This is a genomic window from Streptomyces sp. NPDC059909 (genome assembly GCF_042730885.1).
GTDB lineage: Bacteria > Actinomycetota > Actinomycetes > Streptomycetales > Streptomycetaceae > Streptomyces.
The window spans coordinates 378094-398441 of sequence record NZ_JBHWKX010000001.1; the positions used below are offsets into that span (position 1 = coordinate 378094).

The 20348-nt window shown below is 71.7% G+C and carries 18 protein-coding genes and 3 pseudogenes; 9 read left to right on the forward strand and 12 right to left on the reverse strand.

Annotated elements, in window-relative coordinates:
* Positions 1-118: 118 nt before the first annotated feature.
* A complete protein-coding gene (locus ACFV9O_RS01810) occupies positions 119-631 on the forward strand; it encodes a hypothetical protein (protein ID WP_385411029.1) in 513 nt (170 codons plus the stop codon).
* On the opposite strand, the gene ACFV9O_RS01815 is transcribed toward ACFV9O_RS01810, so the two are convergent.
* Together ACFV9O_RS01815 and ACFV9O_RS01820 are read right to left on the reverse strand one after the other, a co-directional pair.
* Positions 518-1411 carry an alpha/beta fold hydrolase gene (locus tag ACFV9O_RS01815; RefSeq protein ID WP_385411031.1) on the reverse strand — a complete coding sequence of 298 codons (894 nt, stop codon included), beginning with the start codon at positions 1409-1411 and terminating at the stop codon, positions 518-520. The two genes, ACFV9O_RS01810 and ACFV9O_RS01815, sit on opposite strands and share 114 nt — an antisense overlap.
* Before the next feature lie 27 nt (positions 1412-1438).
* Positions 1439-1675: a hypothetical protein gene (locus tag ACFV9O_RS01820; RefSeq protein ID WP_385411033.1), complete on the reverse strand. Its 237-nt coding sequence runs from the start codon at positions 1673-1675 to the stop codon at positions 1439-1441.
* Positions 1676-1995: 320 nt separating this feature from the next.
* Between ACFV9O_RS01820 and ACFV9O_RS01825 the strand changes: the two genes are divergently transcribed.
* From ACFV9O_RS01825 to ACFV9O_RS01835, 3 genes are all read left to right on the forward strand, one after another.
* Positions 1996-2724: a response regulator gene (locus ACFV9O_RS01825; RefSeq protein WP_385411035.1), complete on the forward strand. Its 729-nt coding sequence runs from the start codon at positions 1996-1998 to the stop codon at positions 2722-2724.
* Positions 2721-3824: a sensor histidine kinase gene (locus ACFV9O_RS01830; RefSeq protein ID WP_385411036.1), complete on the forward strand. Its 1104-nt coding sequence runs from the start codon at positions 2721-2723 to the stop codon at positions 3822-3824. Before ACFV9O_RS01825 ends, ACFV9O_RS01830 begins: the two co-directional genes overlap by 4 nt.
* 73 nt (positions 3825-3897) lie before the next feature.
* Positions 3898-4338: a GNAT family N-acetyltransferase gene (locus tag ACFV9O_RS01835; protein WP_385411038.1), complete on the forward strand. Its 441-nt coding sequence runs from the start codon at positions 3898-3900 to the stop codon at positions 4336-4338.
* Positions 4339-4409: 71 nt separating this feature from the next.
* Here ACFV9O_RS01835 and ribA read toward each other — a convergent pair whose 3' ends face one another.
* Positions 4410-5066, reverse strand: coding sequence for a GTP cyclohydrolase II (gene ribA, locus ACFV9O_RS01840; protein WP_385411040.1), 657 nt, complete (start codon positions 5064-5066; stop codon positions 4410-4412).
* A 119-nt stretch (positions 5067-5185) separates the two neighbouring features.
* Here ribA and ACFV9O_RS01845 point away from each other — a divergent pair.
* Together ACFV9O_RS01845 and ACFV9O_RS01850 are read left to right on the forward strand one after the other, a co-directional pair.
* Positions 5186-5923, forward strand: a pseudogene (locus ACFV9O_RS01845) (creatininase family protein); the annotation flags it as partial.
* A 131-nt stretch (positions 5924-6054) separates the two neighbouring features.
* A pseudogene (locus ACFV9O_RS01850) lies at positions 6055-6726 on the forward strand (RibD family protein); the annotation flags it as partial.
* A 279-nt stretch (positions 6727-7005) separates the two neighbouring features.
* Here the strand turns inward: ACFV9O_RS01850 and ACFV9O_RS01855 are convergent.
* From ACFV9O_RS01855 to ACFV9O_RS01875, 5 genes and pseudogenes are all read right to left on the reverse strand, one after another.
* Positions 7006-7836 (reverse strand): annotated as a pseudogene (locus tag ACFV9O_RS01855) (lysylphosphatidylglycerol synthase transmembrane domain-containing protein); the annotation flags it as partial.
* Positions 7833-8762: a class I SAM-dependent methyltransferase gene (locus ACFV9O_RS01860; RefSeq protein WP_385411042.1), complete on the reverse strand. Its 930-nt coding sequence runs from the start codon at positions 8760-8762 to the stop codon at positions 7833-7835. The gene ACFV9O_RS01860 and the pseudogene ACFV9O_RS01855, both read right to left, overlap by 4 nt.
* Positions 8759-9841: a glycosyltransferase family 4 protein gene (locus tag ACFV9O_RS01865; protein WP_385411124.1), complete on the reverse strand. Its 1083-nt coding sequence runs from the start codon at positions 9839-9841 to the stop codon at positions 8759-8761. The genes ACFV9O_RS01860 and ACFV9O_RS01865 overlap by 4 nt, the downstream gene beginning before the upstream one ends.
* A gap of 47 nt (positions 9842-9888) precedes the next feature.
* Positions 9889-10287, reverse strand: coding sequence for a 6-pyruvoyl tetrahydropterin synthase family protein (locus ACFV9O_RS01870; protein ID WP_385411044.1), 399 nt, complete (start codon positions 10285-10287; stop codon positions 9889-9891).
* A 78-nt stretch (positions 10288-10365) separates the two neighbouring features.
* Entirely contained in the window at positions 10366-11361 is a 996-nt protein-coding gene (locus tag ACFV9O_RS01875) for a zinc-binding alcohol dehydrogenase (protein WP_385411045.1), read from the reverse strand.
* Positions 11362-11475: 114 nt separating this feature from the next.
* Between ACFV9O_RS01875 and ACFV9O_RS01880 the strand changes: the two genes are divergently transcribed.
* Positions 11476-12240, forward strand: coding sequence for a CDP-alcohol phosphatidyltransferase family protein (locus ACFV9O_RS01880; RefSeq protein WP_385411126.1), 765 nt, complete (start codon positions 11476-11478; stop codon positions 12238-12240).
* Between the two features lie 72 nt (positions 12241-12312).
* Here ACFV9O_RS01880 and ACFV9O_RS01885 read toward each other — a convergent pair whose 3' ends face one another.
* From ACFV9O_RS01885 to ACFV9O_RS01895, 3 genes are all read right to left on the reverse strand, one after another.
* Positions 12313-14160 (reverse strand): sulfatase, encoded by a 1848-nt coding sequence (locus tag ACFV9O_RS01885; protein ID WP_385411047.1) that lies wholly within the window; start codon positions 14158-14160, stop codon positions 12313-12315.
* 149 nt (positions 14161-14309) lie between these two features.
* Entirely contained in the window at positions 14310-15809 is a 1500-nt protein-coding gene (locus tag ACFV9O_RS01890) for a flotillin family protein (protein ID WP_385411049.1), read from the reverse strand.
* Positions 15810-15951: 142 nt separating this feature from the next.
* A complete protein-coding gene (locus ACFV9O_RS01895) occupies positions 15952-16155 on the reverse strand; it encodes a hypothetical protein (RefSeq protein ID WP_385411128.1) in 204 nt (67 codons plus the stop codon).
* A gap of 104 nt (positions 16156-16259) precedes the next feature.
* On the opposite strand from ACFV9O_RS01895, the gene ACFV9O_RS01900 reads away from it, so the two are divergent.
* Positions 16260-16667: a hypothetical protein gene (locus ACFV9O_RS01900; protein ID WP_385411051.1), complete on the forward strand. Its 408-nt coding sequence runs from the start codon at positions 16260-16262 to the stop codon at positions 16665-16667.
* A 64-nt stretch (positions 16668-16731) separates the two neighbouring features.
* On the opposite strand, the gene ACFV9O_RS01905 is transcribed toward ACFV9O_RS01900, so the two are convergent.
* A complete protein-coding gene (locus tag ACFV9O_RS01905; protein WP_385411052.1) occupies positions 16732-18681 on the reverse strand; it encodes an amino acid transporter in 1950 nt (649 codons plus the stop codon).
* Positions 18682-19334: 653 nt separating this feature from the next.
* Between ACFV9O_RS01905 and ACFV9O_RS01910 the strand changes: the two genes are divergently transcribed.
* Positions 19335-20300 carry an aldo/keto reductase gene (locus ACFV9O_RS01910; RefSeq protein ID WP_385411130.1) on the forward strand — a complete coding sequence of 322 codons (966 nt, stop codon included), beginning with the start codon at positions 19335-19337 and terminating at the stop codon, positions 20298-20300.
* Positions 20301-20348: the final 48 nt, after the last annotated feature.

Here is a 20348-nt window from a genome sequence, read left to right on the forward strand (position 1 = left end):
CGGGGGGGGGGGGGGGGGGGGGGGGGGGGGGGGGGGGGGGGGGGGGGGGTGGGGGGTGTTCTCCCTCCCTCTCCTCCCCCCCCCCCCCCCCAACGCCCGCTCGTCCGGAGGAACCTGCATGAGCCGCATGCCCGGCACGGCCCGATGCGCCCGCGCCCTGCTCTTCGTCGTGGGCGCGTCGAGCGTCGTCCCCGTCGTGTGGCTGACAGTGGTTGCCGCGACGTTCGAGACCGGTGCCCTGGGCGAGCTCATCCTGGGCATGCTGCTCCTCGCGGCGCTTCCGTTCGCGCTGCTGGCCGTGGCCTCGTTCGTCATCGCGGCGAAGTTCGCCGACGGCGGCAACAAGGTCCGCGTCGGCGCGGTCGTCATCGGCTGGGTGATCGTCGTCGGCAGCGCGGTCGCCGTCCTGGCCGGATACGGAACGGGGGGTGCCGGCGTCGCGGCGGGCGCTCTGCTGACGGCCCTCTCGACCAGGGAGGGCACCAGGGACTGGTTCGACCGTGCGCGCCTCCTGTCGTCACCGCACGAGGGCGACCCGGGTTCCGGCCGGCGTACCGACCGGCGTTCGGACCGGGGCTCCCGTACGGCGCGGGACGGTTCGGCGGCAGGTCTGGACGGTGAGGTGGTGTGAGGCGAGGAAGGCCCACATGGCCGGCGCCATCGTCTGCGCCAGGTCGTCGGCGGTGCGCATCTCGCCGGAGAGGCTGACCTTGGCGAGGTGCCCATGGGGGAGGGCGCGGGCGATCTCCTCGGCCGAGGCCGCGGGCTCAGGCTCGTCGCTTCCGGGAACGACCAGTGTCGGTACCGGGATGGAGGCGAGGTCGGCGACGCTGGTGAAGGCCCGGTCGCGGCCGATCGCGCAGGCGGCGGCGATGCTGGCGGGGTCCGAGCGGGTCATGGCGTCACGGACCAGATTCCTGATCACCGGCGCGAGATCGGGCAGGACGGCCTTCCAGGCGGCGTCGATCCCCTCCTGCATGACGCGCGCGGCGAAGTTCTCCATCATCGCCGTCTCGGGCTCCTTGACGGCGTCCTCGATGTCGTCGACGTCGATGACGACCGCGGCCCGTATGTGCTGCGGGTGCTTCGCGGCCGTACGGAGCGTGATGGTGCCGCCCAGGCCCGTGCCGCCCAGGGCCGCCGTGCCGAGGCCCAGATGGCCGAGCAGTGCCGTGACGTCGTCGGCGTACTGCGCCCAGGTGTGCCGGGCGGGGTCGGTGCACACCGAGCGCCCGTAGCCGCGTACGTCCGGCAGGACGACGGTGTAGCTCTCCGCGAGCCGGCGGGCCAGCGGCACGAGACTGTGGTGGTCCGGGCCCCCGTCGTGCAGGAGGATCAGGGCCGGTCCCGTCCCGAGCGTGGCGGCGTGCAGGGCGCATCCGTCGTTGCCGTGGTAGCTGAACGTGTCCATGAGTCCTCCAGGGTGGGGCCCACCCGGTCAGCTGATCAGGCGAGCGGGGCCGGTGGCGGCATACAGCAGGTACTCCATGGGTCCGCGCCGGAAGAACCGGGTCCGGGCGAGGGCGAGGAGCACGGCTGCTGCGACGAGGCCGACGAGGGCCGGCAGGGCGGCGGCGTCCGGGACGGCGTCGCCCAGGGCAGCGATGGCGATGATGTGTCCGACGTAAGCGGTGAGGGAGAGGCACAGGAGGACGCGCCGGAGAGCGGGTGGCATGCCTCTGCCGGGGCGCCTGCCCCGGACGCGGGGCCCGCACCAGGAGTGGAGCCTCCCGTCGCTGACGGCACGGCCGACAGCACGTCCTGTTCCATGTGTTCCAGCCTTGGGGAAGCTGTCGCCTGCAACCATCCGGCAGTCGTCCGGAACCGCCCCGCCGACCGGCTGACGCGACCCCCGCCACTCGGCCGGTTCCGGCGACCGGCGGAGCGCCGGGAGAATCAGGGCATCTTCCCGGCAGGGAATCCCCCCGGCATACGGCAGGGCGCCCGTCGGCGTGGTACGAATCGGACAGTGGTCCGACGGCGAGTGGAGCACACGTGATCCGGGTAATGGTGGTCGACGACGAGGCCCTGATCCGTACGGGCTTCCAGCGCATCCTCGACGCGGCGGAGGACATCGAGGTCGTCGCGGCGGTACCTGGTGGCCAGGCGGTCCCGACGGCGCGGGACACGCGCCCCGACCTCGTACTCCTGGACATCCGGATGCCCGACGTGGACGGACTCACCGTCCTGGCCTGCCTTCGCCGGCTGCCGCACCCTCCGGTGGTGGCCATGCTCACGACCTTCGACATGGACGAGTACGTCGCTGCGGCCCTTCGCTCGGGCGCCGCAGGATTCCTGCTCAAGGACACCGACCCCGAGGAGCTGCCGTTCCTGGTGCGGGCCCTGGCCGACGGCGGCACCGTACTGTCGTCGAAGGTCACCCGGACGGTCGTGGACGGCTACCTCGAGGCCGGTCCCCAGGAGCCCGCCGCCCGCAGCCTCTGCCGGCTGACCGAACGCGAGCGAGCCGTACTCGTCCTCGTAGCCGAGGGACTGTCCAACGCCGACATCGCCGCACGGATGCACCTGAGCACCGGCACGGTCAAGGACCACGTGAGCGCCATCCTCACCAAACTGGAGGTGGGCGGACGCGTCCAGGCCGCCCTGCTCGCCGAGCGGGCCGGCCTGCTCAAGCCGCCGCAGGAGCAGCAGGACCAGCCGCATCTGCAGTGCCGGCCGGACCAGCCGCCCGAACAGCCCCAGCAGCACCTGGAGGAGGAATGACTCCCCGCCGCATACCCGTCCCGCTGCTGGACGCCGCTCTCGTCGCGGCCTCGCTGATCGACGCCTGGGTCCACTTCGAGCCCGACGAGCCGCTCCGCATGGTCTGCGCCTTCGGCGCCGCCGTCGCCCTTCTGCTGCGCCACCGCCTGCCGCTGCCGACCTTCCTGCTCACCCTGCCCTCCGTCCTGCTGACCGACGCGATCTTCGCCGGTCTGGCCGCGCTGTACACACTCGCCTCGGTCTCCCGCAAACGCGTCCTGCTGGCCGTCTGTGCCCTGGCGTTCACGATCAGTCGTGTCACCTCGTGGCCGTCACCGGAGTTCGACCTGCTGGACACCTCGACCCTGATCGCTCTCGGCTACACGGCGGCCACGGCTGCCGCTCCCGTCTTCCTCGGCCAGCTCGTCCAGGCCCGGCGTGATCTGTCGCTGCGGCTCGCCGAGATCTCCGAGGCGCGTGACCACGAGCGGATGCTGACCGCCCAGACCGTGCTGGCCAGGGAGCGTGCCCAGCTCGCCCGGGAGATGCACGACGTGGTCTCCCACCAGGTCAGCCTGATCGCGGTGCGGGCCGGGGCGCTCCAGGTCGGCAGCCAGGACTCCGAGGTCAAGGAAGCGGCGGCCACGATCCGGCGGCTGAGCGTGCAGACCCTGGACGAGCTACGGCACATGGTCAGCCTCCTGCGCGCCTCCGGCGGCCGCCTCACGGAGCTGACCCCGCAGCCGTCCCTGGCCGACCTCCCGCGGCTGGTCAGCAGCAGCGGCATCGAGGCCGAGCTGCAGACCGACGTCCCCGACGGCCTTCCGCAGACCGTCCAGCGCGCCATCTACCGCACCGTCCAGGAAGCACTGACGAACGTACGCAAGCACGCCCCCGGCGCGACCGCGACGGTCCGCGTCCGCCGCGAGGACGACACCGTCCGTGTCGCGGTCGTCAACACCGCGCCGACCCAGCCCGCGCTCCCCCTGCCCAGTGCGCACTACGGCCTGGTCGGCCTGCGCCAGCGCGCCGCGCTCCTCGGCGGCACGGTCACCTCCGGCCCGACGGCCGACGGCGGCTTCGAGCTCCACCTGGAACTTCCGGCCGACGGCACGGCGTGAGCGGCACACAGGGCGGCCGGCGGAGCGGCAAACCGAGTTGACGCTCCGAGGCGCGCTCGGATTGGCTGCTGCGATGTCCGACCTCCGGTTCCAACAGCCGCACGGCGACGCCGCACTCGAGGAGTGGCGGTACATCCACAACATGATCATCCCGACCCACGTCCTGTCCCTGGACGAGGTCCGGGAACGCGCTGGGCGCAACCACCTGGAGGTCGCCCTCCTCGGTGACGTGCCCGTGGGCTGCAGCACGGTGCGTCCGCCCACGGACGACACGGCGACGGCGACCGTCATCGCCCGCGTGCTCGCCGCTCACCGTGGGCGGGGGTTCGGCGAGGAGCTCTATGAGCGCGGCCTCGCCCGGGCGCGGGAGCTCGGTGCCGAGGTGATCGAGACCGTCGTCCTGTCGTCCAACGGGGACGGGCTGCGGTTCGCGCTGAAGCACGGGTTCGTCGAGATCGAGCGCTATCTGCTGCCGGGGGACACCATCCCGTGGATCGACCTGCGGCTCTCCTGACCGCGTTGCGCGCCTGCTCGGTCGCGGCGGTGCCATGTCGCGACCGGGTGGTCAGGTGAATCGCCCATGCGTCAGGGCTGGTCGGGCGCGGGGTCCAGATGCGGAAGGTGATGGCCGAGGCGTTCCCGCTTGGTCCGCAGGTAGGAGATGTTCTCTTCGCGCGGCGGTATCAGCAGCGGAACCTGCTCGGTGACTTTGATGCCGTGCTGCAGCAGGGCATCGCGCTTGCGCGGGTTGTTCGACAGCAGTCGTACGGATCGCACGCCGAGGTCGTGCAGGATGTCCGCCGCGACCCGGTAGTCGCGGGCGTCGTCCGGGAGCCCGAGCGCGAGATTCGCCTCGACCGTGTCCATGCCCTCCGCCTGGAGCCGCATCGCCCGGAGCTTGGCCAACAGGCCGATCCCCCGTCCTTCGTGGCCCTGGAGGTAGACGAGAACTCCGCGCCCCTCGGTCACGATCGTGCGCAGGGCCGCGGACAACTGATCCCCGCACTCGCAGTGCTTGGATCCGAAGGCATCGCCGGTCAGACACTCGGAGTGAACACGGGTGAGCGTTCCGTCTCCTTCGATATCGCCGTGCACCAAAGCTATTTGTTCGTCCCCGCGAATGCGGTCCAGGTATCCGACGGCGAGAAAATCACCGTGCTCGGTGGACAGTTGGACATCTGCCACGCGTTCGACGCCTGATGAACGAGCACTCTCACGGTGTACGTCATCGATATCTGTCATGGTCCGATCATATCGGGTAGCCTCTGGCGACGGGACAATGATTCGCGAAAGGGCGTCAACCGGCTTGTCCGGCAGTGAGGTTCGAAGCATCGGTGCACCACGAAAGGATGGTCGGAAAGATGAGTGGCCCGCACGTGCGACCGTCGGAACCGGGCCTGTTGCCGCTGGGCGCGACGACGGAGGACGTGAGGGCCGGCCGGGCCGGCATGGCTGTCCTTCCCATCGGCAGCTTCGAGCAACACGGGCCGTTCCTCCCCCTGATGACGGACACGGTCATCGCTTGCGCCATCGCCCGGGAGGTCGCCGCCGCGTATCCGGTGCTCCGACTCCCCCCGGTGACGGTCTCGTGCTCGCACGAGCACGCCGCCTGGCCGGGAACCGTCAGCATTTCCGCCGCGACCCTCTACGCCGTCGTGCGGGACATCGCCGGATCGCTCCGCCGCTCCGGTATCAACAGCCTGGTTCTGATCAACGGCCACGGCGGAAACTACGTACTGCGCAACGTGGTTCAGGAGTCGGCCGGCAGCGGCACCCGTATGGCGCTTTTCCCGGGCACGGGCGACTGGAGTGCGGCGAGGGAAAGAGCCGGTGTGCAGACGTCGTCGTACAGCGATATGCACGCGGGAGAACTGGAAACCTCCATACTGCTGCACGACCGTCCCGAACTGGTCCGGCCCGGCTATGAGACCTCCGATTTTCTCGCCGACGACAGGGAGCATTTTCTGACTCTCGGTATGCGGGCCTATACGGAGTCCGGTGTGGTCGGCCGGCCATCAATGGCATCGGCTGCGAAGGGCAAGGAATTGCTGGCCGGTCTCGTCGATTCCTTCGCGGGATACTTTTCGCTCCTGACCGCGGCGGACCCCCCGGCCCCGGCGGACTCCCCGGTCCCGGCGGACTCCCCGGTCCCGGCGGACTCCCCGGCCCCGGCGGACCTCCCGGTCCCGGCAGACCTCCGGCAGCCTGCCGACGACCGGCCGGAGACACGGTGACCGGCCGCGCCGCCGAGCACCGCGCCGGCACGCTCGACGCATCGGAGGCCTGGGAGCGGCTGCTCGGCATCCGGTCCGAGGCGGACGCCGAGGCCGCCGGACTGCTCAAGGGTGCGGACGGCCGGCCTGGGTGGCGGGACGCCTCGCCCGAGGCCGATGTTCTCGCCGACCGCTATCTGTCGCTCTGCCTGGCCGGCCCGCGCTTCACGTTCGCGCAGCTGGGGCAGAGCCTGGACGGCTTCATCGCGACCCGTAAGGGCGACGCCGACTACGTCACCGGCGAGGAGGACCGCGAACATCTGCACCGGCTGCGCGCGCTCGCCGACGCGGTGGTCGTGGGGGCCGGCACCGCCGTCGCGGACGATCCCCGGCTGACGGTCCGTGCCTGTACCGGTGCCAACCCGGTGCGCGTCGTCCTCGACCCGCACCGCCGGGTGCCGCTGCGGCGCCGGGTGTTCACCGACGGGGCGGCACCGACCCTGTGGGTGGTGGGCGCCGAAGGCGAGCGCGGACAGGCCACCGCGGACATGGCCGGCGCCGACGGCGTCGACGTACTGGTCCTGCCCGGCAGCGCCGCGTTCACCCCTCGGCGCCTGGTGGGGGAGCTCGCCCGACGCGGCCTGGGCCGCGTGCTCGTCGAGGGCGGCGGCATCACCGTGTCCCGCTTCCTCCACGCGCGTGCCCTCCACCGGCTCTACGTCACCGTGGCACCGGTTCTGCTCGGCGACGGCATCCCGGGGCTCGGCTTCCCCGGTCCCGAGCTGATGAGGGACGCGCTCCGTCCGCCGACGCGACGCGCTGCCCTCGGCGAGGACACCCTCTTCGAACTCGACCTGCGGGCGCCGCATTCCGGCGAACCACTGGGTGACCAGCACCGCGACACCGGGCAGGCTCGCGGCGAAGGCGAGCAGTCCGTACACCACGGCGACGGTCAGCCCCTGGGCGGCGCCCATGCCCGCGGCTCCGAAGGCCCATGCCAGGACGCCCTCCCTGGGTCCCCAGCCGCCGACGTTCAGCGGCAGCGCCATGGCGAGCAGGGCCAGCACCATCAGGGGGAGCAACCGGGCCGCCGGTGCGGTTGATCCCGCGGCCCGGGCGGCGAGCAGGAACATGCCGAGATGGCCCGCCAGCACCACCACGGACGAGATCAGCACCCCCGGCCAGCTCCCACGCGCGAGCAGCCCGAGGCGCGCCTCGGACAGCGTGGCGCGGATCGCGCGTTGCCGGCGCGAGGCGCCCGGCTTTCCGTGGAACCGGACAGCGCCGACGATCACGAGACCGCACACCGCAGCGAGGGCCACCGCGGCGGCCGGCGCCGCGGCGACGTGGGCGACCTCCGGCAGGGGGACCGAGGGGTGCGTGATCAGGAGTGTCACGCCGACCGCGGCGAGTACCGCCTGCCCCGCGACCCGTTCGAGGACGACCGCGCGGACGCCCCGGCCGAGGTCACCGGCGCTCCGCCCGTGCCGTACCGCGCGGTGCACGTCGCCCAGGACGCCGCCGGGCAACGCGGCGTTCAGGAACAGAGCGCGGTAGTAGTCGGCGACGGCCCGGCCGAGCGGCAGCCGGATGCTCAGCCCCCGGGACACCAGGCACCAGCGCCACGCGCTGAACACGGTGGTGAGCAGGCCGAGACCGAGAGCGGCCAGGAGCGTGGGGCCGTCGATCCCGCTCAGCCCGTCCAGGATGGCGCCGGTGCCCTGCCACCACAGCACCACCGCGAGGACGCCGGCCCCGACGGCCATGCCGAGGCGGGCCCGGACCGCCCGAAGGATCATGAGGTGCCGCCCGTTTGCCGGGGCACGGCCAGCAGATCGCTGTGGTGCACCACCACCCGCAGCTCACCCGCCTCGCAGGCCGCCAGACGGCGCCGCAGATACGCGTCGGCACGTGCCGCGAGGTCCGGTCGCTGCTCCTGGGCAGCGCCGACCCAGCCCCGTAGCCACTGCGCCGTCAGCGCGGACGCATCGGCGCCCGGCTCCGTGTCCTCGGCGGTCGCGGAGACCCGGGCAGCGGGCTCGAGCCGCCACGGGCTGGCGTGCACCCGTACAGCCATGCCATGGCGTGCGAAGGCCACGGAGGCCGCGGCGGCGGCGTCGGGGCCGAGGAGCCGGCGGCCGTGATCCACGCGGCGCTGGTGGGCGTTGAACGCATCGGTGATCTCGGCGTCCATCGGGTCGGCCGGGGTGAGGTCGACCCGCCCCATCACCGAGAGCGCCAGCAGTGCGGGGCAGCCTGCCCCGGCGCAGGCCGCGACGAGCCTGTCCAACTCGTCGCGGGTGAGCAGGTCCAGCAGGGCGGATGCCGTCACCAGCGAGGTGCCGGAGAGGTCGTCCGTGGTCAGGCGGGTGATGTCACCGCGCTCCGTCGTGACGGTGATGCGGCTGCCGTCGGCGGCGGTACGGGGCATCTGCGCGGCGGCCAGAGCGAGCAGGCCGGGGTCGTGGTCGTGCAGGATCCAGTGCTGGGGCCCGGCCAGCCGCGGGGCGAGCCAGCGCCCCATGGAGCCGGTGCCGCAGCCGAGGTCGCGGATCACCACCCCCACGTCCCGTCGTGGCGGATGCGCCGGGTCCGCCGGGTCCACGCGGTGCGCCAGGCCTCGTCGCAGCGGGTCGAGGAGTTCGGGTGCGCGCGCGGCCGCGTCGGCGCCCTCCCGCAGTGCCAGCCACTCCGGGGCGTAGCGAGGTCGATCGGTCACGTTCACACTGCCTCCCGGGGTTTCCGACGAAGGTGCTCGAGTGCCCCGGCCAGGCTCCGCGCGGTCGTCTCCCAGCCGGTCAGTGTGATGCGCCGGGCTCGTGCGGCCTGCCGTGAGCGGCGGCGTTCGCCGGGATCGCCGAGCCAGTGGCGCAACGCCGGAGCGAGTGCCGCCGGGTCCTGCGGCGGTACGAGGACGCCCGGCACGCTGTCGTCGGGCGCTTGCCCGACCGCCTCCGGAACCCCGCCGACGGCCGTCGCCAGTACGGGAATGCCGCGGGCGAGCGCCTCGGTCACGGCCATGCCGTACGTCTCGGCGTACGAGGTGAGCACGAGGAGATCGGCGGCGGCGTAGCTCGCGTCCAACTCGTCGCCGGACCGGGGGCCCGCGAGCTCCACCCGGTCACCGAGGCCGAGCTTCTCGATCAACTCCCGGAGGCGGGCCACGTAACCGGGATCCTGGCCCAGCGCACCGACACAGACACAGCTCCACGGCAGGTCGGCGACCTCCGCGAGCGCCGGCACCAACCGGTCCTGTCCCTTGCGCGGGGTCACCGAGGCGACACACAGCAGACGCGGGGTGCCGCCGGGGCCGGACGCGGTGCCGGTGGCCAGTGGGGCGATGTCGGCACCGGGGACGGCGACGTGGACCCGGCCGGGGTCGAGTCCGTGGTGCTCGACGAGACTGCGGGCCGCCCAGTCGCTGGTGGCCACCACCGCCGCCACGGCCCGCAGCGTCCTCCGCTCCGCTGCGTCCAGAGCCGCTGCCGGAAGCGGGGCGAGTCCCGTCTCGGCACCCAGGGGAAGGTGCATCAACACCACCAGGCGCAGCCGTCCGGCCTCGGGAACGACGATGTCGGGGACGCCGCAGGCGACGAGCCCGTCGAGCAGGACGAGGCTGCCGTCCGGCGACTCCCTCAGGATCCGGGCCAGTTCGGCGCGCGCGGCGGCCCGGGGCTGCGGCCAGTCCCCTGCAACGGCGTGTTCGTGGACCTGCCAGCCGAGCCGGGGCAGTTCCCGGCACAGCCTGCGGTCGTAGGTGTTGCCGCCGCTCGGCGCCGCCGGATCGTCGACGCCACCGGGCATCACCACCCGCACCGAGCGCCCGTGCAGTGTGGCGTCGGCCGCCTCGCTCACAGAGCCCGCTCGTAACTCGCCCACGCGATATGCGATTCGTGCAGGGTGACCGTGATGCCGGCCAGCCCGCGGGCGCCCTCGCCCAGGGCCCCGGCGTGGACCCGGTCGGCCAGGCGGTCGGCGATGACCTTGGCCAGGAACTCCGTCGAGGTGTTGATGCCGGCGAACTCGGACATGTCGTCGAGGTTGTGGTAGTTGAACTCGCCCACCACACGTCCCAGTTCACCGGTGGCCAGGCCGATGTCGACGACGAGGTTGTCGGCGTCCAGCTCGGGACGGCGGAAGGTGGCGTCCACGAGGTACGTCGCGCCGTGCAGACGTTGCGCGGGTCCGAAGACCTCCCCGCGGAAACTGTGAGCGATCATGAGGTGCTCGCGGACGGTGACGCTGAACAACGGTGGTGACCTCCCGGTCCGATGCATCCGGCCGCTGGCGGCCCTTGTCCCTCAGTACGGCCGCGGCCTGCTGCACGTTCAAGTCGCCGCACGTTCGAGCGGCGCGTACACAACGCGGTGGCACAACCCGGGAAGGTCGCCGGCGGCGATCCTGGGCAGCACCGACGGCAGCTCCTCGAAGGCGCACTCACCGGTGAGCAGTGCGTCGAAGACGGGGTCGGCCAGCAGATCGAGCGAGAGCGCGAGCCGGTCGGCGAAGGTCCGCCGGGAGCGGCGGGCCTCGGACACCCTCCCCACCTGGCTGCCGCGCAGGACCAGACGACCGGAGTGGAAGGCCTCCCCCAGGGGCAGGCTGATCCGCCGGTCGCCGTACCAGCTCAGTTCCAGGACCGTCCCCTCCGGGGCGAGGAGCTCCAACGAGCGGGCGAGTCCGGCCTCGGTGGCGCTGGCGTGGACCACGAGATCGCAGTCGCCCAAGGCGTCCTCGGGGAGCGCGAAGCCGACGCCCAGCGCCTCGGCGACGGCGGCCCGTGCCGGCTCGGCGTCGACCAGCTGGACGCGTACGCCCGGGTACTTTGCGAGCAGGGCGGCGACGGAGCAGCCGATCATGCCGGCGCCGACGACGGCGATCCGGTCGCCGACCAGTGGTGCCGCGTCCCACAGGGCGTTCACCGCGGTCTCCACCGTGCCGGCCAGCACGGCCCGCCCCGCGGGGACGGTCTCCGGCACCGGGGTCACGGCACTCGCCGGGACGACGTACCGGCTCTGGTGCGGGTAGAGGCAGAAGACCGTGCGGCCGACGAGGTGTTCCGGTCCTTCCTCGACGAGACCGACGTTGAGATAGCCGTACTTGACCGGTCCGGGGAACTCGCCGTCCTGGAACGGCGCCCGCATCGCGGTGTGCTGGCTCTCCGGGACACCGCCGCGGAAGACGAGGCTCTCCGTGCCGCGGCTCACGCCGGAATAGAGCGTGCGCACCACGACGTCGTCGTGGGCCGGTTCCGGCAGGGGAACGTCCCGTATCTCGCTGTGGCCGGGGGAGCGGAGCCAGAAGGCGCGTGCGGCGCGCTTCATCGGCGACCTCCTGCTGAACGCTCGGGCGTCGGTTTACGTTCTGACAATCACGAGGCCGCGCACACGGTACGCGGCGCCCGTCGACTCTGTCACACGGCTGGAGGAAGGTACCCGCTGGCCATGAGCGTCACATACGAATCCCGGCTGCTGCGCCCGGAGACGACCGCGGGGGCGGCCGCGCAGACACTCCTGCTGGTCCTTCTGGGCATGGTGACCGGCTTGGGGCCCGCCGGCTGGCTGACAGGTCTGGCATTCACGGTCGCGACCTGGGGTGTGCTCACCCGCGCCCTGCGCCGGCCGTGGCGCGGAGCCAGGCCCTTCGGCCCGGCCAACGGAGTGACCCTGGCCCGGACGACGCTCGTCGGGTGTGTGACCGCGCTGGTCGCGGATTCCTTCACGGGCCGGCCCCCGGTCGCGGTCCTGGCCGCCCTCACCACGGTGGCGCTCGTCCTCGACGCCGTCGACGGTCAGGTGGCCCGGCGCACCGGAACGGAGTCCGCCCTGGGGGCCCGGTTCGACATGGAAGTCGATGCCTTCCTCATCCTGGTGCTCAGCGTCCATGTCGCCATGTCGATGGGCGCGTGGGTGCTCGTGATCGGCGCCATGCGCTACGCCTTCGTCCTGGCGGCCCGGGTACTGCCGTGGCTGCACGGGCCGCTTCCGCCGAGCACGGCCCGCAAAACGGTGGCAGCGCTGCAGGGGATCGTCCTTCTCGTGGCCGGCACCGGGACTGTCCCGCGTCCGCTCGCCTACGGGGCGGTCCTCGTGGCGCTGGCGCTGCTCGTCTGGTCGTTCGGGCGCGACATCAGGTGGCTTTGGCGCGTCGGAGTCCGTGACGACGCCGCCGTGGTCCGGTACGCGACGTACGAGAGGGTCTGAAGCCCAGAGGGTCCGAAGCCGAGGGGGTCCGAAGCGTTCTGCCCACGTCGGGTCCGGGGTGCGCCCCCGCGCTCACCGGTTGGGCGGGGAGGGCGGGTTCGGCGCGGACGGTGGGGACAGCGGGGTCGGAGCGGTGCCGGGCTGCGGACCGTAGGCGGTCAGGAAGCGGTCGCGGAAGGCGTCCATGCGCCAGACCGGAGCATCCGGGCCGGGCTTCAGGCCGTCCTGCCAGCCCCAGCCGGAAATCCGCGCCATCACGGCCGGGTCGCGGGCGACGATCGCGATCGGTACGTCCCGGCCGGCGTCGTCGCCGGTGACGGTCGGGACGGGCTGGTGGTCGCCGAGGAAGACGAGCACGGTGTCGTCGTCGCCGTACTTCTCCACGTAGGAGATGAGGCTGCTCAGCGAGTACTCGATGGCGCGCCGGTACTCGGTGCGGACCTGGCCGGGCTCCCTCCACACCTCCTCGGGGTCCCTGCCCTCCTCCTTGATGGCGTGGTAGACCGAGCCGTCACCGATCTCGTTCCAGCCGATCATCCGGGGTATGGGGGCCCAGGGGTTGTGGCTGGAGGTGAGAATGATCTCTGCCATCAGCGGCTCGTGGCCGGGCCGGCCGTGCTCCAGACGCTCGAAGGCCGACAGGCTGTACTGGTCGGGCACGGGTGTCCAGCTGAACTTCGGTCCCTTGTAGCCGAGGTGCCGGGAGTCGTAGACGTGGTCGAGACCGTAGAACGTCCCCTCCGGCCAGGACCGGGTGACGCCCGGCATGATGCCGACCGTCCGCCAGGTGCCCGCGTCCCGGAAGGCGCGGGTGAGGGTCGAACGGTCGCTCGAGGTGAGGTCCTGGTAGCGCTGCTGGTTCTTGATCCAGAGACCGGACGCGAAGGTGGAGTGGGCAAGCCAGCTGCCGCCGCCTGTCGTCGGGGAGGTGAGGAAGGCGCTCCGGGAGGAGAACCCGGCCGCGCGCAGCCGGCTGGTCCCGTCCGCGAGCAGCGCATCCACCTGCGGGGCCATCTCCGGGTCCTGGACGGCGACGCGTCCGTAGCTCTCGACGAAGACGAACATGACGTCCTTGCCCCGCAGCCCGGTCAGCAGCTGGTCGGCCGGGGTGTCGCGGAAGGCGTCGACGGAGGATTCCTCGGCGAACGTCCGCCTGTCCTTCAGGCTCGCTGCCACCTGGTGCACACGGCTCTGGACGAATCCGGCCGTGCCGCTGGACGCGACCGGCACGTCGGCGATCTGCACGCCGAGCGCCACGCAGGTGATCCAGACGGTCCCGAGTACGAGAGTGGTACGGGTCGCCGTGACGCTGTGGCGGACCACGAGGTGGCTCAGTCGCACGACGGCCAGTGCCATGAGGACGAGCAGGGCGAGGACGAGGACCACGGCCCCGGTCACGGCACCGATCGCGCCGGCCCGGCCGATGGAGTCCCCGAGGAACGCCACGGCGTCGTCGAACAGGATCCAGTCGAGCGTCGGGTCGAACGGCCGGTCGAGGGTCGAGGAGAAGCCCATGTCCAGGAACTTCAGGACGGTCAGCAGCCCCAGACCCACCCCGGCGAACGCTGCCACCACACGCCTCGCCCTCGGCCGCAGGACGAGCAGCACGGCGACGCCGAAGATCCCTTCCACCGGGACGCGTGCGAACGCGCTGGGCCCGAGGCGGGTGAGGTCGTCCGGCAGGAGCAGGGCGCACAGCACCAGCACGGCGGACAGTGCGGTCTTCCCCCGCGCCATGGCCCGCGCCCCGGTTCCCGCTCCCGCCGGCTGCTTGCCCGGGCCGGTGCCCAGGGCCGCTGCCGTTTCGTCCCGCGCGTGCTCCGGGGCGCCGGCCGGTGCCTGGCCTTCCCCTGCGACTGCGGTGCGGGCATCTGACAGTTGACGAGAGAGCGTCCTCAGCGACACCGGAAGTCCTTCCATGCGAGCCCGATGGTGCACGGCGGACCGGGCTGGGGAGGCCGGTGCCGCTGCTATTCGTACGCCTGGTCGGCGGCTTCCGTTCAAGCACCGGGGCGCTGCATGGGACACGGAGAAGCCCCAGGCCGTGACCTGGGGCTTCCGGGCATGGCTCAGCCCTTGACGTCCTCCTCCGTGAGCGAGATCGGCTGCGACACGGGCGAGGGCGCGGCCGGGGCCTGCGCGCCCCGCACATGGCCGTTCATGTGGCCGTTCTGGTTCATCGATGCCAGCAGCTGGCGCGCGAGACCGAGCCCGGTGCCGCCCATCGTGAGGGCCTTGGCGAACATCTCCGACATGCCCTCGGCGCCGTTGAGCAGCACCATGTGCTCCACATTGCCGAAGGCACCCGCACCGGCTTCCACGATCTTCGGCCAGTTCTCGGCGAGCTGCTGGGCGACGACGGCCTCCTGGTTCTCCGCGAGTGCCGACGCCCTCGCCTTGATCGCCGTGGCCTCGGCCAGGCCCTTGGCCTTCGCCGACTCGGCTTCCGCGAGCCCTCTGGCCTGGGTCGCCGCCGCTTCGGCCTCACCCGTCGCGCGGGTCGCCGTCGCGGCCGCGGCCCCGCGCGCCTCGGTGGCCTGGGCCTCGGCGGCCGCGGCCGTCTTCACCCGGGTCGCCTCGGCCGCCGCCGCGAGTTCCGTCTCCTTCGCCTTGGCCTGCGCGGCCGAGATGCGCGCGTCGCGCTCGGCCTCGGCCAGCGTCCGCTTCTCGTACGCCATCGCGTCCGCCGGCTTGCGCACGTCCGCCTGGAGCTGCTGCTCGCGGCGGTGCGCCTCCAGCTCGGCGACCCGGGTCTCCTGGACCACGACCTCCTGCCGGGCGGCCGCGTCCGCGAGCGGGCCCGCCTGCCGGGCGGCGGCCGCCGCCTTGTCCCGTTCGGCCTGGTAGCCGGCCTGCAGGATCTCGCTGTCGCGGGTCGCCTCCGCCATGCGGGCGAAGGCGGCCTGCTCGGCCTCCGTCGCCAGCCGGTTCGCCTCGGCCTGCGCGATCCGCGCGTCCCGCTGCACCGCCGCCGCGTGCGGCATGGCGAGGTTCTTGATGTACCCGGTCGGGTCCTCGATCTCGTGGATCTGCAGCGAGTCGACGATCAGGCCGAGCTTCTCCATCTCCGTCCCGCAGGCCGCCCGGGTCTGCCCGGTGAGCTTCTCCCGGTCGCGGATCATGTCCTCGACCGTCAACCCGCCCACGATGGAGCGGAGATGGCCGGCGAAGACGATGTGCACCCGCTCCGGCATCATCCTCTGCTGGTCCAGAAAGCGGCGCGCGGCGTTGGCGATCGACACGAAGTCGTCCCCGACCTTGAAGATGACGACGCCCTTCACCCGCAGTGGAATGCCCTGATGGGTCACACAGTCCACGGACAGTTCTGTCTCGTTGAGGTCCAGCGACAGCTTCCGGACCGCCTGCACGCCGGGCAGGACGAAGGTTCCGCGCCCGGTGACGATACGGAACCCCATCCCCTCACCGAGACCCTCGGTCCTGTGCCGGGAACCGGAGATGACGAGTGCTTCGTTCGGCTCGGCGACCCGCCACATGAGCTTGAACAGGCCGACCAGAACGATGACGGCGGCGAGGACCACTCCCGCCAAGGTGCCGATGACCATCGGCATGCGCCCCCTTAGTACGGTGCCGTTCGGCACCGGTGAGGGGAGTGTGCGCCTGCGTGACCTCCGGGTGAAGCCGTCGACGGGCCCTTGTCGAAACCTTGACGCGCGCGGGGCCGCCTCATGGCCAAATGGGCTGCCGCAAGGCTCAGTTGTCGTACGCGGCGGTGACGTACACCGTGCGCGGCGGCAGATACTCCACGATCATCACCACGGTGCCGGTCTCGATCCTCTCCCGGCCCATCGCGGGGTAGGCCAGGAAGTGCTCCGCCCCTCCCCGGATCTTCACGATGACCTCGCCCACCAGTCCCGGCCCCACCGTCCCGGTCACCCTGCCGGACAGCCCCACCATGTCCTCGCCCATGTCCGGAGGGTAACCGCGATCCAGCCGCGAAGGACCGGCCGGCCGACCTTGTCGGCGGGCAAGTCCCAATGAACGGCTGATAGACAGCGGCCATGACGTACTACGCAGACCTGACCCCGTACACATACGACAGGGACAACTGGCATCCAGAAGCCTCAGGCCTCTGGCACGGCGTCCCGCTCGTGAACATGGGCTGGCTCGACAGCGACATGCCCTACCCCAAGGGCATCGTCCCCGAGGGCCTCGCGGAGACCCTGAAGGCCATGACCCGCACCCACCGGGCCCAGCAGACCCGCGGATACCACCTGTGCCCCTGGTGCGCGTCGCGAACGCGCGCCGGGCACCCCGACGGCCCCAGGGGAAGCGCCGAGATACGCGTGATGGGCAACGGCATCGCGTACGCGGCTCCTGAACTGATCGCCCACTACGTCGAGGCCCACGAGTACGTACCGCCGGCCGACTTCGTGGAGGCGGTGCTGTCCTCCGACGCGTCCGCCTGAGCGCACTTGGCCCACGGAGCCCGGTGACGGGCACCTCCCCGCCGGTCACCCACGGTGCGGAGTGTCAGCCGACGTGGACTCGAGGTCGCCTGGACCGGTCCGGTTCGGCCTCTCGGAGGACCTCGCGGGTGACGGGGGCGACCTCGCCCTGGCCGAAGAGGAAGAAGCGGAGGAAGTTGGCGAAGGGGTTGCCCTCGGTCCACTCGAAGTAGATGTGCGGGCGCTGACCGGAGACGTCGCGTACGTGGAGGAGCAGCGCGGCCAGCGCGTTGGGGATGGAGGAGCTTTCCAGGGTCAGCACGCGGTAGCGGCCGTGCAGCACCTCGCCGCGGACGTTCAGCCCGGCCTCGAACTCCGAGGGGTCGCCGACGGTGACCTCGACGAAGACGAAGTCGTCCTCGGGCGGGATGTCGTTGTCGGCCCGGATCTGGTGGATCTTGTCGCGGTACTCGGCGACGTCGCGCTGGTCGGGTTCGTTGGCGATGAAGCGGATCCTGCGGTGGGAGATGTCGCGGACGAACCGCTCGGCCATGTCGTCCAGCGTCACGCCCGTGACGCGCAGCTCGAAGGCTCGGGCGAGCCGGGACGCCAGGGACAGGATGATGATGCCGGCGATGAAGCAGGCACCGATCTTCACGCCGTCGGGCCGTTCGATGACGTTGAGGGCGGTGGTGTAGAGGAAGACCGCCGAGATGACGGCGAAGGAGATCGTCCAGCCCCGCTGCCCGGCGCGGCTGGCGGCGATGGTCACCGCGATCGAGGCGGAGCAGATCAGGACGAGCACGCCGGTGGCGTACGCGCCGCCCTGGGCGTCGACGTCGGCGTTGAAGATCCAGGTGACGAGGAACGCGACCAGGGTGAAGGTGATCACCATGGGGCGCACGGCGCGCGCCCAGTGCGGGGCCATGCCGTAGCGGGGGAGGTACTGGGGCATGAGGTTCAGCAGCCCGGCCATGGCGGAGGCGCCGGCGAACCAGAGGATGGCGATGGTGGCGACGTCGTAGACGGTGCCGAAGGCGCCTCCGAGGTACTGGTGCGCGAGGTAGGCGAGGGCGCGTCCGTTGGCTTCGCCGCCCGGCTCGAACTCCTTCGCCGGGATGAGCAGGGTGGTGATGAAGCTGGTCGAGATCAGGAACACGCTCATGATCAGCGCGGCGGTGGTGAGCAGCTTCTTGGTGCCGCGGATGCGCCCGGCGGGCTTCTCCTGGGTGTCGCCCGGAGAGCCCTCGACGTGGGGCATGACCGCCACGCCGGTCTCGAAGCCCGACAGGCCGAGCGCGAGCTTGGGGAAGACGATCAGTGCCACGCCGATCATGGCCAGAACGTTTCCGTGCTCGGTGGTCAGGGCCGTGGACCAGTCGGTGACGACGTGCGCCTCGGTGGCGACGTGCCACAGGCCCACGACCACGACGACCACGTTCAGCGCCAGATAGGCCCCGACCAATGCGACGGCGACGCCGATCGCCTCCAGGAAGCCCTTGAGGAAGACCGCCCCGAGCAGCGCGATGAGGAGCAGCGTGACGAGCATCTGCTGTCCGTGCAGGAAGCCGGGCACGTGCGGGTTCTCCACCAGGTGGATGGAGGAGTCCGCCGCCGACAGGGTGATGGTGATGAGGAAGTCGGTGGCGGCGAAGCCGAGCAGGGTCAGGACGAACAGCTTGCCCTTCCAGAACGACAGCAGTCGCTCCAGCATGGCGATCGACCCCTGACCGTGCGGGCTCTCCTCCGCCACCCGCCGGTACACCGGCAGCGCGCCGGCCAGGGTGACGATCACCAGCACGATGGTGGCAATCGGCGACAGGAGTCCCGCCGCGAGTGCGGCGATGCCGGGCTGGTAGCCCAGGGTGGAGAAGTAGTCGACGCCGGTCAGGCACATGACCCGCCACCACCGCTGCCCCTTGTGGGCGGGCTCCGGTTCGGCCTGCGCCCCCTTCTGGTGCCTGGCCATGTCGGACAGGCCCTCCAGCATCCACGCGCGCAGACGGCTCGTACGAGCCTGGGCGGGGGTGGCCATCTGTGCTCCTGACCTACGGCGAACGATTCCGGCCATCACGAAGACGGCGCGATCAGCGTATGCAGGAACGACCCGTCGGCCCAGGCGGTCCCCCGCGCGCCAAGAGGGGGGTGTCGGGCTCTCATGAGGCGGCGCGCGACAGAGCGGACGTGTGTGTGAGAGGTCTGCCAGGCCCCGAATCCGGTCAAGCCCGGCATGACGAGCGCGTACGGCCGCCAGGGGGCATCCGTGCACGCCTCCGCAGGCCGGACAGCTCCGATGTCTCGCCGGGTGTCAAGGATCCGTTAGGAATTCCCAGAGGATTGCACATATTGCCCAATTGCGCCCATAGCCGGCCGCCGTCGTCAGTCCAGTCCGGGGAGAGCACGGCGCGCGGGCGATGAGGCTGCCGGCGCGCCGTTGATCAGGCCCTCCCCCGGGGGGCCGGCCGACGTCCGTCCGGACGGCCGGGCGTCGTGGTCGTTCCGCTCGCTGCGTCCGGGTGCCGAGCGGCCCGGTGCCGAGCGGCCGGTGCGGAACAGCCCGGCACCGACGCGTACGCCTCGCCGGAAACCCACCTGCCCGCGCCGCCCAAGTCGCCTATGGTCAACGGGATTCCTGGCCGAGGCACCGGCCACCCGGCCAGGGCGAGGACCACGACGTGGAGGTTGATGGTGCGCTACCGCGAGCTGGGACGCAGTGGACTGTCCGTGTCCGAGATCGGTTACGGCGCGTGGGGTATCGGCGAGTCCAGCTGGGTGGGGGCCACGGAGGACGAGTCCGTACGCGCCCTCCACCGGGCCGTCGACCTCGGCGTGAACTTCATCGACACCGCCCGCGGCTACGGCGAGAGCGAGCGGATCGTCGGCCGGGTCGTCCGGGAACGGGCCGGTGACGATGTGCGCGTCGCGACCAAGGTGCCGCCGAAGAACGGTGTGTGGCCGCCGCCCGACGGCCTGGACCCGGCCGAGACGTTCCCGGGCGAGCACATCCGCAGGAGCCTGGAGACCAGTCTGCGGTCCAGCGGCCTGGACCACTTCGACGTCCTGCAGTTCCACGTCTGGTCCGACGACTGGGTCGGCCGTGGCGACTGGCTGGAGACGATCGCCGAACTGAAGCAAGAGGGAAAGATCCGCTTGTTCGGCGTCTCCGTCAACGACCACCAGCCAGACAACGCCCTCGCACTCGTCCGCAGCGGCGCCGTGGACAGCGTGCAGGTCATCCACAACATCTTCGACCAGGCGCCCGCCGACGCGCTGCTGCCGGCCTGTGAGGAGCACGGCGTCGGCGTCATCGTTCGGGTGGCGCTGGACGAGGGCGGCCTCACCGGCCGGATCACGGCCGACACGACGTTCCCGGAGTCCGACTGGCGCAACCGCTACTTCCGCGGCGACCGCCCGGCACAGGTCGAACAGCGGGTGGCCGCGATCGTCGCCGACCTCGGCATCGCCCCCGACGAGATCGCCGAGTACGCGCTGCGGTTCGTGCTGAGCTCGGCGGCGGTCTCCACCGTCATCCCCGGAATGCGCACCGTGCGCAACGTCGAACGCAATACGGCGGTGAGCGACGGCCGCCCGCTCACCGCCGACCAGCTCGCCGTGCTGGCCAAGCACCGGTGGCAGCGCAACTTCTACGCCTGATCCCCGGGCACCGTCGTCGTCGGATCCCGGCCGGTGCGCGGGGTCACC